The organism is Methylotenera oryzisoli (assembly GCF_004661485.1).
GTDB classification, from domain to species: domain Bacteria; phylum Pseudomonadota; class Gammaproteobacteria; order Burkholderiales; family Methylophilaceae; genus Methylotenera; species Methylotenera oryzisoli.
Map to the genome: position 1 here is coordinate 284,481 of NZ_PQVH01000008.1, position 14,146 is coordinate 298,626.

The 14,146-nt window shown below is 38.5% G+C and carries 11 protein-coding genes; all 11 read right to left on the reverse strand.

Annotated features, from left to right (window positions below; genetic code table 11):
* Positions 1-100: 100 nt before the first annotated feature.
* The 11 genes from C3Y98_RS06070 to C3Y98_RS06120 all read right to left on the reverse strand — a co-directional run bounded on the left by C3Y98_RS06070 (position 101) and on the right by C3Y98_RS06120 (position 14,146).
* Positions 101-502, reverse strand: coding sequence for a GtrA family protein (locus C3Y98_RS06070; protein ID WP_135277240.1), 402 nt, complete (start codon positions 500-502; stop codon positions 101-103).
* Positions 499-1,788, reverse strand: coding sequence for an NAD(P)/FAD-dependent oxidoreductase (locus C3Y98_RS06075; protein WP_209308754.1), 1,290 nt, complete (start codon positions 1,786-1,788; stop codon positions 499-501). The genes C3Y98_RS06070 and C3Y98_RS06075 overlap by 4 nt, the downstream gene beginning before the upstream one ends.
* Positions 1,788-2,732: an NAD-dependent epimerase/dehydratase family protein gene (locus C3Y98_RS06080; RefSeq protein ID WP_135277242.1), complete on the reverse strand. Its 945-nt coding sequence runs from the start codon at positions 2,730-2,732 to the stop codon at positions 1,788-1,790. The genes C3Y98_RS06075 and C3Y98_RS06080 overlap by 1 nt, the downstream gene beginning before the upstream one ends.
* Positions 2,729-4,636: an ArnT family glycosyltransferase gene (locus tag C3Y98_RS06085; RefSeq protein ID WP_135277244.1), complete on the reverse strand. Its 1,908-nt coding sequence runs from the start codon at positions 4,634-4,636 to the stop codon at positions 2,729-2,731. The genes C3Y98_RS06080 and C3Y98_RS06085 overlap by 4 nt, the downstream gene beginning before the upstream one ends.
* Before the next feature lie 94 nt (positions 4,637-4,730).
* Positions 4,731-5,486 (reverse strand): SDR family NAD(P)-dependent oxidoreductase, encoded by a 756-nt coding sequence (locus C3Y98_RS06090; protein ID WP_209308755.1) that lies wholly within the window; start codon positions 5,484-5,486, stop codon positions 4,731-4,733.
* Positions 5,487-5,488: 2 nt separating this feature from the next.
* On the reverse strand, positions 5,489-6,784 hold the full coding sequence (locus tag C3Y98_RS06095) for an FAD-binding oxidoreductase (protein WP_135277246.1): 1,296 nt from the start codon (positions 6,782-6,784) through the stop codon (positions 5,489-5,491).
* On the reverse strand, positions 6,778-8,211 hold the full coding sequence (locus tag C3Y98_RS06100; protein WP_135277248.1) for a UbiA family prenyltransferase: 1,434 nt from the start codon (positions 8,209-8,211) through the stop codon (positions 6,778-6,780). The genes C3Y98_RS06095 and C3Y98_RS06100 overlap by 7 nt, the downstream gene beginning before the upstream one ends.
* A gap of 58 nt (positions 8,212-8,269) precedes the next feature.
* Positions 8,270-9,208: an NAD-dependent epimerase/dehydratase family protein gene (locus C3Y98_RS06105; RefSeq protein WP_135277250.1), complete on the reverse strand. Its 939-nt coding sequence runs from the start codon at positions 9,206-9,208 to the stop codon at positions 8,270-8,272.
* Positions 9,201-11,465, reverse strand: coding sequence for a glycosyltransferase (locus C3Y98_RS06110; protein ID WP_135277252.1), 2,265 nt, complete (start codon positions 11,463-11,465; stop codon positions 9,201-9,203). Before C3Y98_RS06110 ends, C3Y98_RS06105 begins: the two co-directional genes overlap by 8 nt.
* Before the next feature lie 150 nt (positions 11,466-11,615).
* Complete coding sequence (locus tag C3Y98_RS06115) at positions 11,616-12,014, reverse strand: RNA-binding S4 domain-containing protein (RefSeq protein ID WP_135277254.1); 399 nt, start codon at positions 12,012-12,014, stop codon at positions 11,616-11,618.
* 23 nt (positions 12,015-12,037) lie between these two features.
* Positions 12,038-14,146: a Lon protease family protein gene (locus C3Y98_RS06120; RefSeq protein WP_135277255.1), complete on the reverse strand. Its 2,109-nt coding sequence runs from the start codon at positions 14,144-14,146 to the stop codon at positions 12,038-12,040.

The window sequence follows — 14,146 nt, forward strand, 5'->3', positions numbered from 1 at the left end:
CTATCAAACGCTCTAGCACGTTGCACTTTTATGATAGTTTGTATCCGTATTCATTAATAGACATTTCTGTAATACAACTCATTAAATAAAAAACTAGCTCTCACCGAAATGACCAGCGTTTATGACCAATATAACTGGTAAATACAGGTACAACGACACCAACAATGTGAGAAATTTCAGGAATCATTTTTGTTACTCCTACCGAAGGTAGGAGATAATATGCCAGCCCCATACTAATCAACCAAGTTTGTAATATTGCAACTAAATTTACAAGTATAAAAAAAGCAACTGACCGATGTAATGATTGTTGACTCTTATTAAACACAAATAATTTAGCAAGAATAAAAGCTGTAATCATCCCTGAAATATAGGCAAGTATGACTGAGGTGGAGAAGCTTAACCAATGATTATAAATAAACCTTGAAACTAAATTGACTATTGCAGCAAATCCACCAGTCACTAAGAACACTAAAAATTGACGTGATTTGAATAACTCGATCACGAGATTGCTTCCTTTGCTATTCTCCGTCCAAAATCAATACTTTCGGATATACCTCTGTCCTCAGGATAATAATAAGAAGTATCTGCAACCCATAACCCATCAACCGGCAAACTTACCGATGGCAGATTATCAAGGTAACCTGGTTGGCAAATAGGCTGCGCATAACGATATCGGCTTGCACGTAGGTCAATAAAGTCATCGTCATTTAGCTCTGGATTGATCTTTTTCAAGTAACGTCTAACTTTATCAATAAAATTTTGATCAGGTTCAGAAAATTTTGGATGTTCACTCGGCATGTAAAAAGGCACATAAACAATATGTTGATTGAGAGGCCTTAAATTAGTGTATTCAACCAAGCCAGGAATATCCATTTCAGGGTCATTTGTGTTTAACCAAAAATTCTCGGTTAATGCTTTCTTTAGCTTTACTATTACACACACTACAGCGATATTTTTGATTGCCTTAAACTTATCTAAAACACTGCTCGGCAAGTCTGGCATTACACGAGGCACAAAAGGCAAAGGGATGGTGCTAACAACTTTAGTGAAAGGCTCAAAATGACCAGAAATTTCGACACCTTGCACCTTGGCATCACCAATAACAACTTTGTTCACAGGAGAGCTTAACCGAACCTCCCCCCCATTTGCCTCAATGGCTAGCCGCATGGCACTGAGTAACGTTTCAGAACCGCCTTCCAAATATCCTAATTTTTCACGGAATAAACTGTAGCGAGAGCGGCCTATCCGACGAATCCGGCTCCAAATCCATGCTGCAGATAGATTGCTCGTGTAATCATAAAATTTATAATCAAATAACCTACGCCATAAAACCTCATAGGCTTCTTTACCTACCCAGCGTTTAATCCAGCCTGTTGCCTCAACATGGTCAAGCGGCTTCCAATCATTACGTTTTGTACACAAAAAAGCATGTAAGCCATATCTAAATTTCGCGAAAAAGCTTAAGCCTTTAAACTTTAAAAGTGCTATTGGGTTCCCCCAAGCTTGAAGTTGACCTTGGTACCAATATCCCATTTTAGTTTCTACCCAATGCATTTTATCGGCTATTTTCAGCTCGTCTAAAATTTTTAGAAATGCATGATCTGATATACAGTGAAAATGATAATATCTTTCTATAGATAAACCAGAAAAATCAAAACCGGCTGTCATTCCACCGACCCTGTCATCAGCTTCAAAAACAACAGGATGATGCCCATCTTTTGCCAATTGATATGCAACTGCCAAACCCATTGGGCCTGCGCCCAGAACTGCAATACGCTCTTTCATCATCAAAACTCCAATGTTACATTGCTATAAACTGGATGCGTATACGTTTCATTAATAGCGTCAGAAAATATTGTATATGGTACAGAAAAAATACCCGGCCAATCAATCACCTCAAACTCATCTTTTGCAATCAATGCAGCAAGTTGCTGGGTTGTAAACGGTGGGTTCTTATCAAAAATACCCCAAATCCAGAGTAACGTGTAAAACAAAAAGTATGGAATTTTAACGATTAGTGTTTTTACATCTGTTACACGCTTAATTTCACGAATAATGTCAATGTAGTCTATTTGCTCATGCCCCGATATGTTGTAGATACCATTTAATGAATTATTCTCAATACAGCTCATAATGATGTTACAAAAATCACCAACATACAAAGGCTGGCGCATATAGCGGCCATGGCCAGGTATGGGGAAAACAGGGACTTTTTTCATGAAACGAGACAGCCAGCCGAGGTGTTTACGATCAAACCAACCAAACATCAGTGTTGGCCTTAAAATTGGACATGGAATATTGCTATTTAGCACAATAGTTTCTTGCTCTTTTTTTGTATTGGTATAGAAATCATTTGCATGCGACTCTACTACTGAAGAGCTAATATGAACAAGTCTTGGCACTTTATTTATTTTGATTGCATTTAAAATTAATTTTGTAGTATCTATGTTGTTGCGAACAAATTCCTGGTAATTATTCCCACCAATCTGTGCCTGCAACATTACAACTACATCAGCATCAGTAAAATGCTCTTGCCAACGACCTTCTTCTGCTAAGTCCGCATACTCAACATGAATATCTGGTTGCATCTGTTTCAAAATTTCTAAATTGATACGATGTTTATCAAGAACTACTATATTTGTATAGCCCTTCTCTTTTAAACGCACCACCAAGTTCTGACCAACAAGTCCAGCGCCACCTGGCAATACAATTTTTTTACCCATTTTATTCATTGAGAAGTTCCGTTACTAATTACCACTTGTTTTTTAATCTTACAAATCTCTTGTTTGCTTTTCCCAGCCACTAATACACCCACGTCAAAAGTACCATTTAGTGAAGCCTTGTTGATAACGCTTGAAAACAAAATATCATTTTTTTTCATTGGGCTTAAATAAAAACTATCAACAGGCTGCTTTATTGATAAAGTTTCGAAATGTATTGAATCATTATTCTCTTTTCTAAATGTGATATAGATTTGTTCTGAAATTAACTGCCTAGCATTTACCAGTGAAGCTACACCTTTTACTTTTAGGAAGTTAGCATCATTTTCCACTTCAACAATATCAACACTAGCGTGACAATCACTAGTAACAATATTTTGATTTTTGATTGATAAAATCTGTTGAGGAACAGCAATGTAGCAGCCTTGCACCTCACCAATTTTCCAGCTTCTATTACTTGTGGCCCAGTCACTTAAAATATCTAATGTAGGCAATTTAACTGGAGGGCAAGCAACAATAGCGCCTAAAGATTTTTCATCAATAAACTTTTCAGGGTTGGCTGCTATATCACTATATTGTTTATACCACTCTGGGACTGTAAATGACTTTCTTTCTGAAAGATAAGAGAATGAAGAACTCCAGTCATTTCCAAATGCCACGAAATACTTATCTTGTGGCATGGACTCTTTCAGGACGTTTGAGACAGCATAATCTCTTGAGTTATGAATGTTGTAATCTTTTTTAATTACTTTCAAATAATGCTTAGAAAAATATTTGTAGTTACACATTGCTATCAGTATAGCGAATATAAGAAAAAGCGTTCTTTTGTCAATATATTGTTCTGTCAATACTCCTAAACTAACTGCTAATGCAAATATAATAAATATCAAATTTCCTGTTTGATAGTACTCATGCACAATATGCAAGTTTGTAAACAAAAAGAATGGAACTAGTGTCATTGTAATTGCAATTGCAATTATCCACTTATTTGTTTTCTTAACATCAGAACAAAGTGCTATTGCAAGAATAGCCAGTCCAAACAAACCACCAAGATTTGCAATAAACACTCTTTTCCAAATCACCCCACCGTAAAGAGTAGATGACAATCTTTGGCTTAAGGTCCCCCAATTCCAACTCGCGAGTGCGCTAGATGTAATTTCCAACCCCAAGCTATTATTTACTTTTACTTGGTCTGTAAAAATAGTCCAAATACCACCTATCAACAGTGGTATGCCAAAGTAAATCAAGCCTAATAAAACCTTTTTATTTAATATCAAGCTTCGAAAAGAGCTTACCTCACGCGCAATAAAATACAAATAGACAAAGCTTAATATCATCAGCACAGGTAGCCCTGTGGTTGCTTTTTGCAAAATGCCCAAGGTACTAAAGATCAAGAATAAGACTGATGATAAAACTACACGCTCATGTTTTAATACATCGATAAAATACTTTATTGATAGGACAGTAAAAAATACTGCCGTAGTTTCAATCATAAAAGACCTACCCCAATATAAATATAAAGGGCTAGAAAAAAACAAAATCACAAAAATATAGAAAGTGGAGTTTGGCAGTTTGAGGCTTCGAATAATTGCTCTAATGGGAAATAAACAAAGCACTAAAAAAATAAAACTTATAACCCTGCCCGTTGCAGTAAGTGACACATTAAATATCTGAGAAACAACAGCTACAATATACTGATAAATAGGAAACTCAAAAGGTATACTCCATGGAGGGCCCGCAACCGGGGTTTGATAAGCAAAACTGAACCCATCTTGCACGAACCAATAAGCTGTTAAAGCTGTTTGAGTTTGCCTGAATGAAAAAAGGTCTAACGGAGTCTGGTTGGCATACCTGATTGCAATATAGGTTGAGAAAATCAAGCAAAATAAGCCCAGTAAAATTGTAGCTGTTTTCACAAATGATCTTGGATTTACCCTTTGTGGATTATTAAAAAACATAACGCAATATATACCTATAAATATTTAAAATTGTTATTAAGTGTTAACTTGGCTATATATTCATTTTATTAAATACAATGGTGGGTAAATGCCTAATAATCATCATGATCAAACCCCATTTTCTTGGGGCATATACTGTTGACTCCCCCCTATCGACTGCATCTACAATTAATTTAGCAACATCCTGAACTGAAGCTAATTTTTGATTTTTTGATTTCAAATGTGCTGTCATCGGCGTATCTGTCGGCCCTGGTTTGACCAATGTAACTTTTACATTAGTATCTGCCAAACGATGCTGCAACCCTTGTACATATCGTGTAACTAAACCCTTTGCTGCACCATAGATATAGTTTGATTTTCTACCTCTATCGCCCGCTACAGAGCCTATAACAACTAATCTGCCATAATCACTCTGTTGCATATGAAACGCACAAGCCTCAGCAAACAATACCGGTGAAACTCCATTCACAAGTAACTCTCTATGACAATCAACCAAATTATCCTGACAAGCATTTTGATCCGGTAAAGATCCATGTGCAATCAGTACAATATCAACAGTGCCAATTTCGAAAAATTTATCAATTAATGCTCTAATTGCGATTGGGTCAATAAAATCAGTTTGAAGTATATTAAAATTGGAATGTGGGCTGCGTACCTTTAAATCTTCTGCTACTTGTTCTAGCTTTTGTGTACTACGCCCAACCAAAGTCAAATCAACTGGTGAGTCTTTTACCCATATCCTTGCGCAATGTTCTGCCATCAAAGATGTTGCACCAATAATCATGATACGTTTTTTTATTTCTTCCACTCTTAACTTCCTATCAATCGACGTGAAAATTCTGAACTAATACCTGAGTCACGATATTTTAAGAACTCATTGAGACGTGGATAACCAGATTCGAACATATCTCGTGACATTCTGGCATCCTTCGCAATATAAATCCGTCCAGTAGCCTCTTTTACAACTGCATCTAAGCGCTCAAAGAAACGCAGTGAGTAATTTCCTTTATTAGGAAAATCTAATGCTAAGGTCACACCTGACTGTGGAAAGCTCATCATGCCTACACTTTTAAAATCCCCAAATGTTTTAAGTACTGCGAGAAATGAGCCATCACCCGACAGAGTAATTTGATTAAGCATTTCAAGTATGGCATCTCTTCCAAACTCACGCGGAATAACGCATTGATATTGATAAAATCCTCGAGGGCCATACATTTTGTTCCAGCCCTGCAAATTATCTAATGGATAAAAAAATGACTCATAGTGAGATAAGGTATTGCTTTTATGACACTTATTTAAATAATAATAAAACATGTTGAATGGCTTCAGTGACAACTTATTAACCAGTGATACTGGCGGGGTAAATGGCACTGTCAATTGACTTTTATTTGGTATATCACCTAAGTTTAGATCTGTATGATTACCTCGCATGAAAATTCCACGGCCTTTTTTAGAAAGGCAATCAATCCATGAAACTGTATGCTCCCACTCCTGCTCTGAGGCATCAGCAAGATTAAAGAACTCGTCTAAATCATTATATGGAATAATTTCAGTATTCAGCCAAGGCCCTGCTACAGGGCGTAATTGAATCTCAACTTCGGTGATAACACCTGTCATACCAAAGCCGCCAACTGTTGCAGAAAAAAATTCAGGAAAAAGAGTAGGCCCACACTCTATGATATCCCCATTAGTTCTAACTAATTTAATTTTATTAATATGATTACCAAATGTGCCTAAAACATGATGATTTTTACCATGAACATCATTAGCAATTGCACCTCCTACTGTAGCCAATTGCGTGCCCGGCGTAACAGGCAAAATCCAACCTTTAGGAACCATCATCTGTTGAATATCTTTTAATAAAACTCCAGCCTCACAAATCAATTTACCTGTCTTGGAGTCAAAACTAATGAAACGATCTAATCCTCTCGTGAACCATAAGTTTCCATTGGAATTGAGGCAAACATCACCGTAACTTCGCCCCATGCCATGGGCAACACCTGGAAAGTTACTTTTCAATAAATTTTGAATCTGTGAGCGATCTGAAAACTCCAAAACGTTATGCTCACTACTTTTCAAGCGACCCCATGATGAAACTGCTACCATGGCAATCCAATAGCACCAATCATTAACACTACAGCAAAAAGTAAACCAGACAACAAACTAGCGGGATCTTTAACTGCAAAAACCAATGGATCATCATGCATTTTCCCTCTATGGGCTTGCATCCACATCCAACTTACCCAAAATAACATTATAGGTACAGCTAGCCACACAATCTCTGGTAAGCGATATAGACTTGAAACTATGTCACTATTTAAATACAGCGCCAATACTAATATGGATGCATATCCTGAAGTAATTCCCATTGTTTGTATTAAGACGGCATCTGAAGTGTAATAACCCCTACCATGCACTTTAAGATTGCCGCTTAAGAGCTGTACCTCTAGCTCAGCGTAGCGTTTAACAAACGCAAGAGATAAAAACAAAAATACAGAAAAGCCTAGTAACCAGAATGATAATGACATCTCAGCTGCTGATGCCCCAGCCAAAATTCTCAAGGTATAAAGCATAGCTAAGGTAAGACAGTCCAGAAGAACTAGACGCTTGATACCCCAAGAGTAAGCACATGTGAGCCCAAAATAAAACAACAACCATAAAATAAAAGTTGCTCCAACAAATTGTCCAAGTAACAAACTACTACAGAACAAGACAGGGGCGAGCAAAACACCCATCCATATTGGTATATTGCCTGCTGCAAAAGGTCTTTTACATTTCCTTGGATGTTGACGATCACTCTCTAAATCTAGCAGGTCATTCGCTATATAAACAGAGGATGCACAAAGACTAAAAGATAAAAAAGCAATTATCAATGAATGCCATGTTCCAGCGTTTGCCAACTGATGTGCTGCAAGCATTGGTACAAATAACAATAAATTCTTTAACCACTGATGCATCCGAAATGCCCTTCTCCAGACACCAAAGTTTAATGTTGGAGAAGGAAATGACCTTTCTATTTCACATTGCAATTCAACTTTTTTATAAAGTAGATTTGAAAAATTAACTACTATAGCTTTGCGGGCGTGCTCCCATACGGCCAAATCGTCATTCGAGTTACCTATGTAATCGTATTCTTTCGATCCAAACCTATTGATTAACGCATGAGCCTTAAACCTACCCCCCAAATTTACTTGCCCATCACTAGCGATCACCTCATCAAAAATATTTAGGTACTCCGCTATTTTAGTTGCGATAGAAATGTCAGATGCAGTACAAAGAATTAGTTTTCGACCTTCTAACTTTTGCTGCTTCAACCAATTCAATAGTTCTAGATTGTAAGGTAATGTGCTCACGTCAAAATCAACTCGAGTAGCGAGATTTTTCTTCAACACTGCTTTACCTTGAAGCAGCCAAAAAGGAATACTCAAAGTAATTTGCGGACTGTTGCGAAGAATCTGTACAACTGACTCATGCAACATATCCGTATGAAGCAATGTGCCATCAAGATCAATAACTAAAGGAAAAGAACTCAAAAAAACCTCAGATAATTAAACATTCATTGGGATTGAAACTGTAAAACAATAAATCTTGCTAAAAAACAGGACGACCTAGATCCGACAACATCAACTTCACCCCATGTTCTATTGATACTTTAGGTGTCCACAAAAGCTCGCGCCTTGCCAACGTATTGTCAAGCACGTTCACCGCAACATCAAAACTACGTGCATCAAAGAATCGTGTTATAACTGGCTGAGCAATAGCGCTCTCAATTAATCGAATCAAATCGTTTAAGCTCGTACCTACTCCGGTGCCTATATTAAAAACCTTCTCTTCCCCACTGTAATTTAACGCTCTAACAAAGGACTCAGCAACATCAGAAATATGTAAATAGTCTCGAACAATACTGCCATCACCCCAAATTTCAATTGGAGTATGGCTCATAGCCTTTTGTATAAAATTTGCAACTGCACCTTGTGCATTTTCGATTCGCTGATGCACACCATATGGATTTGCAATACGTAGTACTAAGTAGTCTATTCCGTGCAAATGTTTGTATAAGTCTAAATATTTTTCAACCATAAGCTTAGAAATTCCGTATGAAACTTTAGGCTGAGTTTGGTGGCTCTCTTTTATTGGTGTATAGGTAGGATCACCATAAACCGTTCCTCCAGAGGACGCATAAATAATTCTCTTAACGCCGACCTCCTTCATAGCATCCAGTAACCTTAATGTTCCAATTACATTTGACTGGACATCTAAAACCGGATTGTCATTAGATGATTTTGGAAGACTTGTAGATACCAAATGAATCACTGTATCTACTCCTATTAAGCTCTTAAGTAGGTCATCCTTATTATGAAAGTCACCCACATGCCAATCTAAACCTGGGTATACATCCTCCCCGCAAGATGACCTTAATGCAGCTTTATCCAAAACCCTTAGGCTAACATTCTCTGTAATGAGTCGCTCTATTAGGGCAGTGCCAATAAATCCACCACCACCTAGAATCAAGCATTGACTTTTAATCATCGTTTACCACTTCTTTAGCATCAGTGACGCTCTTATACACATTTATATAACTGTCCGTCATCGCATTAATGTCAAACTTCAATGCAGCAGCGCCAACTCGTTTGCATAGAGTTTCATAATAGTCAGAATTTGTAGCAAGATTGATAATTCTCTCGGCTAAATTTTGTATAGGAATCATGCCATTATCAAGATCAAAAACATCTCCAGCCAGTCCAATCTCCGTACTTAACATGTTTTTAATTTCCCCAACATTACTTCCTAAGAATGGTTTATCTGATAAAAGACAATCTATTAGCACAAGTGGAAAACTTTCACCCTGAAATCTAGACGGCAAAAACCCGATATCAGCCATTGCAAAATAATCTCGGATATTTCCTCTAAATCCAAGGAAATGAATAAAATCATTTTTAAACAAGGGCTTTAAACGATCATACTCAGGCCCATCCCCGATTAATACCAAATGAATTTTTCTAGATACTTCTTTATTAGCAATAATAATTGAACGAATTGCCTCATCCCAACCTTTTTCTGGAATTGCCCTTGAAACCAGACAAACTACAAAGTCGTTATCCTGCAATCCAAGACTAGATCTTGATATAGGAGTAATTACTGATTTTACTAGTGCATTATCAATTTTTATGAATTGCTTCTTCTCTATAAAGTTACTTGTAAATGGCGTCAAATTCTTTTCAGCTGTATATACTATGCGACTAACTTTTCTATCTATAATTGGCATTAAGTTATTAAACTGAACTTGGCCCATACTTTCGTACATTCCATGCATACTGATGACATGCTTGGTGCTAGAGTCGCATAGTAGCTTTGCCATAACCATATCTACCCAAGCATGGTGAGAGTGGACAATCTCAATGCCCATGTCATCACACACCTTTTCTAATAACGACAATGAAGTCAACTCTAACAGCGGTATGCTTTTATCGAGCATATGTCTCACACCTAGTACAGTCTCGCTTACTTTACAATTTAAAAGTGTGGCAGAGAGTCCTTTAAGTTTCAGCTGATTAATTAACATAATTGGGAAAGTCTCCCCGCCACCACCTACTAGAGAAACACAAACCATCATAACGTTGGGTAACCGTTTTTTTGCTAACTTTATGCCTCGCTCTAAGCTATAAAGGTTATTAAATTGATCATCTAATAAATCACCCTTCCTTGACACCCAATGCATATAAACAGACTGCTGCTGTTTTTGCAAAGCGCCATGTGAAAGATTATATAACTCATTAAGCCTAGTTACTACGTACTCATGCTCTTTGTAATACACCTCTTCTTTTTGTACTGAAATAGAGGTTCCTTGCTCATGTTGTCTATAAAAATTAGTTGTCAAAGGGCTATACGCTACCAATCCACCCCTTATTAAATTTAGATAAAATACCCAGTCACCACATAAACGAAGTTCGCGCCACGTATCATCACTCAACAAAGCAATATTACCTGGATTTCTGAATACTGCAGAACTAACATTAGGAACTATATTCTTAATAGCCCATGCATTATTGACTAGCCAATGCGCTGATTTCACAAACGGCGTAGACCATATATTAAGTTTCAGATCAGCTAAAAAGTCTTCAGAACTCCAGACTTTATTTGTTGGTTTGCCTTGAACAAAATCACTTCTACAGAATGCCAACATTACAGCATCGTTCTTAAAAAACCTAATCAACTCCTCCAACATATCTAATGAGCAGTAGTCGTCGCTTTCAGCAATCCAAATCAAATCTCCTTTTGCGGCTAATAAACCTTTTCTCCATTGATTAAATACACCTCCAGAATTAACCTCATTAAAAGCTAAGGTAGTAATTTCTGGAAACTGATTTGCGTAAGCCTGAAGAATTTGTCGACTATCATCATCTGAACAATCGTCCAATAATATAACTTCTATATTTTTGTAAGTCTGATTGTAAACAGAGTCCAACCGCTCTCGCAAATACGCTGCGTGATTATAATTTGGGACAATAATACTAACTAAAGGATTAAAGCCTTGAGCACGCCTTTCAGGCAGAGAACCGTACAAATCGGGACTGGTTTGCATGCTAATCGCACTTTTACTTAACGAACCGATTTTCGACATAGCAGAAGCTTTTCGAAATAACCCAGTAAAACCTTCACGTTTATATACCAGAAACGCCTTAGACAAAACCTTACTTAAGGATCCATAAAAATATATAGAATTAATAAAAGCAGGTATCAAGCTTTTAATGGGTTTAATAAACTGTGACTTTAATTTTGCAAACATATTTTATCTAATTGAAAAGTTTTATTTTTATAATTGTGAAGCAAATGAAGGTAAAAACCTGAGGACTAAGTCCGTTTTGTATTAATATCAGCTTCGCCAGTTGCTGCAATTTCTTACGTATATTAAATTCATATTAATACTCTTTTATCTCTAATAAGCACCGCCTGTAAATTTCTTAATATCTCGTAACTGCCTTTTAGTTGGGCGCCCCGTCCCTCTATCTCTTTGGGCGAAGTCGTGCTCACCTGTGAGTTTTGCATTTTCACGCTTGGCAATACTTCCTGTAGTCTCAGCATATAGCAATGCTGCTTCTGGTGCGCCCTTGCGAACATTAGATAACGCCTGAACATTGACTTCAATTTCGAAGTCTCGGTTACGGATGTGAATTACTTGGCCAATATGCACTTCTTTTGCTGGCTTTACTCGGTCGCCATCCAGATGGACTTTACCAGTGTCGATTGCGGTAGTGGCAAGGCTACGTGTTTTAAAAAAACGTGCGGCCCATAGCCATTTGTCCAGCCTGCATTTACTGTCTGCTTCGTTTGCCATTTCTTAATCAATCAGATACTGACCTAAGCAGGTCGTTTAGGCGAGTTAGTTTCTAGGATTGTTTTAAAATCTTTAAGCACCACTTCTGCCATGACATTCACGGATTGTAGTTGATGCCCCGTCAAGTAATGAATGCCGTCAGCTACATTATTCATGGTGGCAATGTGAAACTGCCCCTGCTCAACTGCTCTAATTACTTCATCGCTAAGCACTAGATGGCGCATATTACGCTCGGGCATTAACACGCCTTGCTTGCCATCCAAGCCAATTTCCTTACAAACTCTAAAGTAGCCTTCAATTTTTTCATTTAACCCGCCAACAGGTAGGACTTCACCATGTTGATTTAATGCGCCGGTTACCGCAATGCCTTGTTTAATAGGCACTTGTGCAAGTGACGACAACAGTGCAAACAACTCCGCGCAGGAAGCTGAGTCGCCATCCACACCGCTGTATTCTTGTTCAAACACAAGAGAAGCGGTAAGGTTAAGTGGATTTAAATGTGCAAAATTAGCATGCAGCCAACTTTGCAAAATCATCACGCCTTTATCATGCGTAGGCCCGCTCATCTTCACTTCGCGGTCTATGGTCAACACCCCCCTACTACCTGGGTAGCAATTTGCAGAGATGCGTACTGGTGAACCAAAACTTGCCTCAGATAAATCAATATGCGTTAGGCCGTTAATCTGGCCTATACACTCGCCATGCACGCTGATGATTAGCTCTTTGTCTACGATAGAGTCACGCATATGCGCTTCAATATAACTGTGACGCGCATATTTGCGGGCAATGGCAGATTTAACATCTTCAACCGTCACAAGCTCAGCGCCGCGCAGGCTGGCAGCGGCTGCACTCTCTAACAGCAATTTCTCAAGCACTGCGAACTTAGTGCTCAGTCTCGTTTGGTCTTCAATTAGGCGGTGCATAGCCTGCAACAATGCGGCGACAGCATCCGCCGTCACATGGCGGCAGTGATGTTGCTGGCACTTATGTGCAATAAACGATGCATATGCAGCATAATTTTCAGGGCTGGCTTTTACCTGATCTGCAAACTCAATTTTAATAGGGAAGTAATCAAAGAAATCCGGTTTAACACCTAGTAGCTCGTAATAATCTTCGCGCGTGGCGATCAACACGATTTTTACTGATACCGGTATTGCCGCCTGTGCATTAATCAAGCTACTACCTTGATTGCTACTGCTGCTTAAATCTTCAATCTGCAAAGTGCCGTTACGGAGGAAACGATGCAGTTTTTCAAGAATATGTGCACCACTTTGCTCATCGGCAAGAATGTCGCGTAAATGTAGTAACAATGTGCCGCCATCTGCGCGCATTAAATTACCTGCGCGTAAACGCATAAAGTCTGGAATGTTACTGGCCTCGCTGGCACCTTCCACCCCACCAAATAAGGATTGCAAGCTAGGGTCATTATCATATATCACCGGCGCATGCTGTGTGGCGTGGTGTTCAACCAGTACATTGGCACGGTAGCGTCCAAAAAAGCTCTCAGACATTAGCGCCTCGAGGTTACTTTCACCATCTGGGCTTGTAGTAGGTTGCCAGTTTTCTAGCGTTTCTAATATATCTTTCTGCAGAGTACTAAAATAATGCGATGGAATTTTATCTGGCTCTATCAACGTCAGGCTAGTTTTAACTGTGTTTAACTGCGCCTCGACAAATGCTTGCAATGGCGCAATAGAATTTTGCTGCACTTTAGCATCTAACAAACTGGAGATGTCTTTAGCAAAAACACGTACAAAGCCATCTAATGCTTGCTTAAGTTGCACTCCTGCACCAGCGGGTAACTTAATAAACAAAGGCTTACCGTTCGCTTCAAACTGATAAAGCGCGACTAAGTCACTAGCAGCTGGCCACTTTTTAGCAGCCTCGTGCATTACACCTAGCATTAACGTAGTACGACCCGAGCCAGGCTCACCTAAAGCGAGCAAGTTAAATCCGGTCTGCTGGATGCTTAATCCAAATTCAGCAGCTTTTTTCGCCTCAGCTTGTGCCACCCACGCCTGATATTGTGCGCTATCGTGCGCTTCAACACTAAGCTCGGACGTGTCAGCAAAGTTGAATTGCTCTAATGCCACATTAATAGTTAGCGCTTGGGGTGTTAGTATTTTTTGCAT

Bases quoted from the DNA above. Each gene is read 5' to 3' on its own strand.
- C3Y98_RS06110 (WP_135277252.1), bottom strand. From the start codon at position 11,465: ATGTTTGCAAAATTAAAGTCACAGTTTATTAAACCCATTAAAAGCTTG.
- C3Y98_RS06080 (WP_135277242.1), bottom strand. From the start codon at position 2,732: ATGAATAAAATGGGTAAAAAAATTGTATTGCCAGGTGGCGCTGGACTT.
- C3Y98_RS06115 (WP_135277254.1), bottom strand. From the start codon at position 12,014: ATGGCAAACGAAGCAGACAGTAAATGCAGGCTGGACAAATGGCTATGG.
- C3Y98_RS06120 (WP_135277255.1), bottom strand. From the start codon at position 14,146: ATGCAAAAAATACTAACACCCCAAGCGCTAACTATTAATGTGGCATTA.
- C3Y98_RS06095 (WP_135277246.1), bottom strand. From the start codon at position 6,784: ATGGTAGCAGTTTCATCATGGGGTCGCTTGAAAAGTAGTGAGCATAAC.
- C3Y98_RS06075 (WP_209308754.1), bottom strand. From the start codon at position 1,788: ATGATGAAAGAGCGTATTGCAGTTCTGGGCGCAGGCCCAATGGGTTTG.
- C3Y98_RS06105 (WP_135277250.1), bottom strand. From the start codon at position 9,208: ATGATTAAAAGTCAATGCTTGATTCTAGGTGGTGGTGGATTTATTGGC.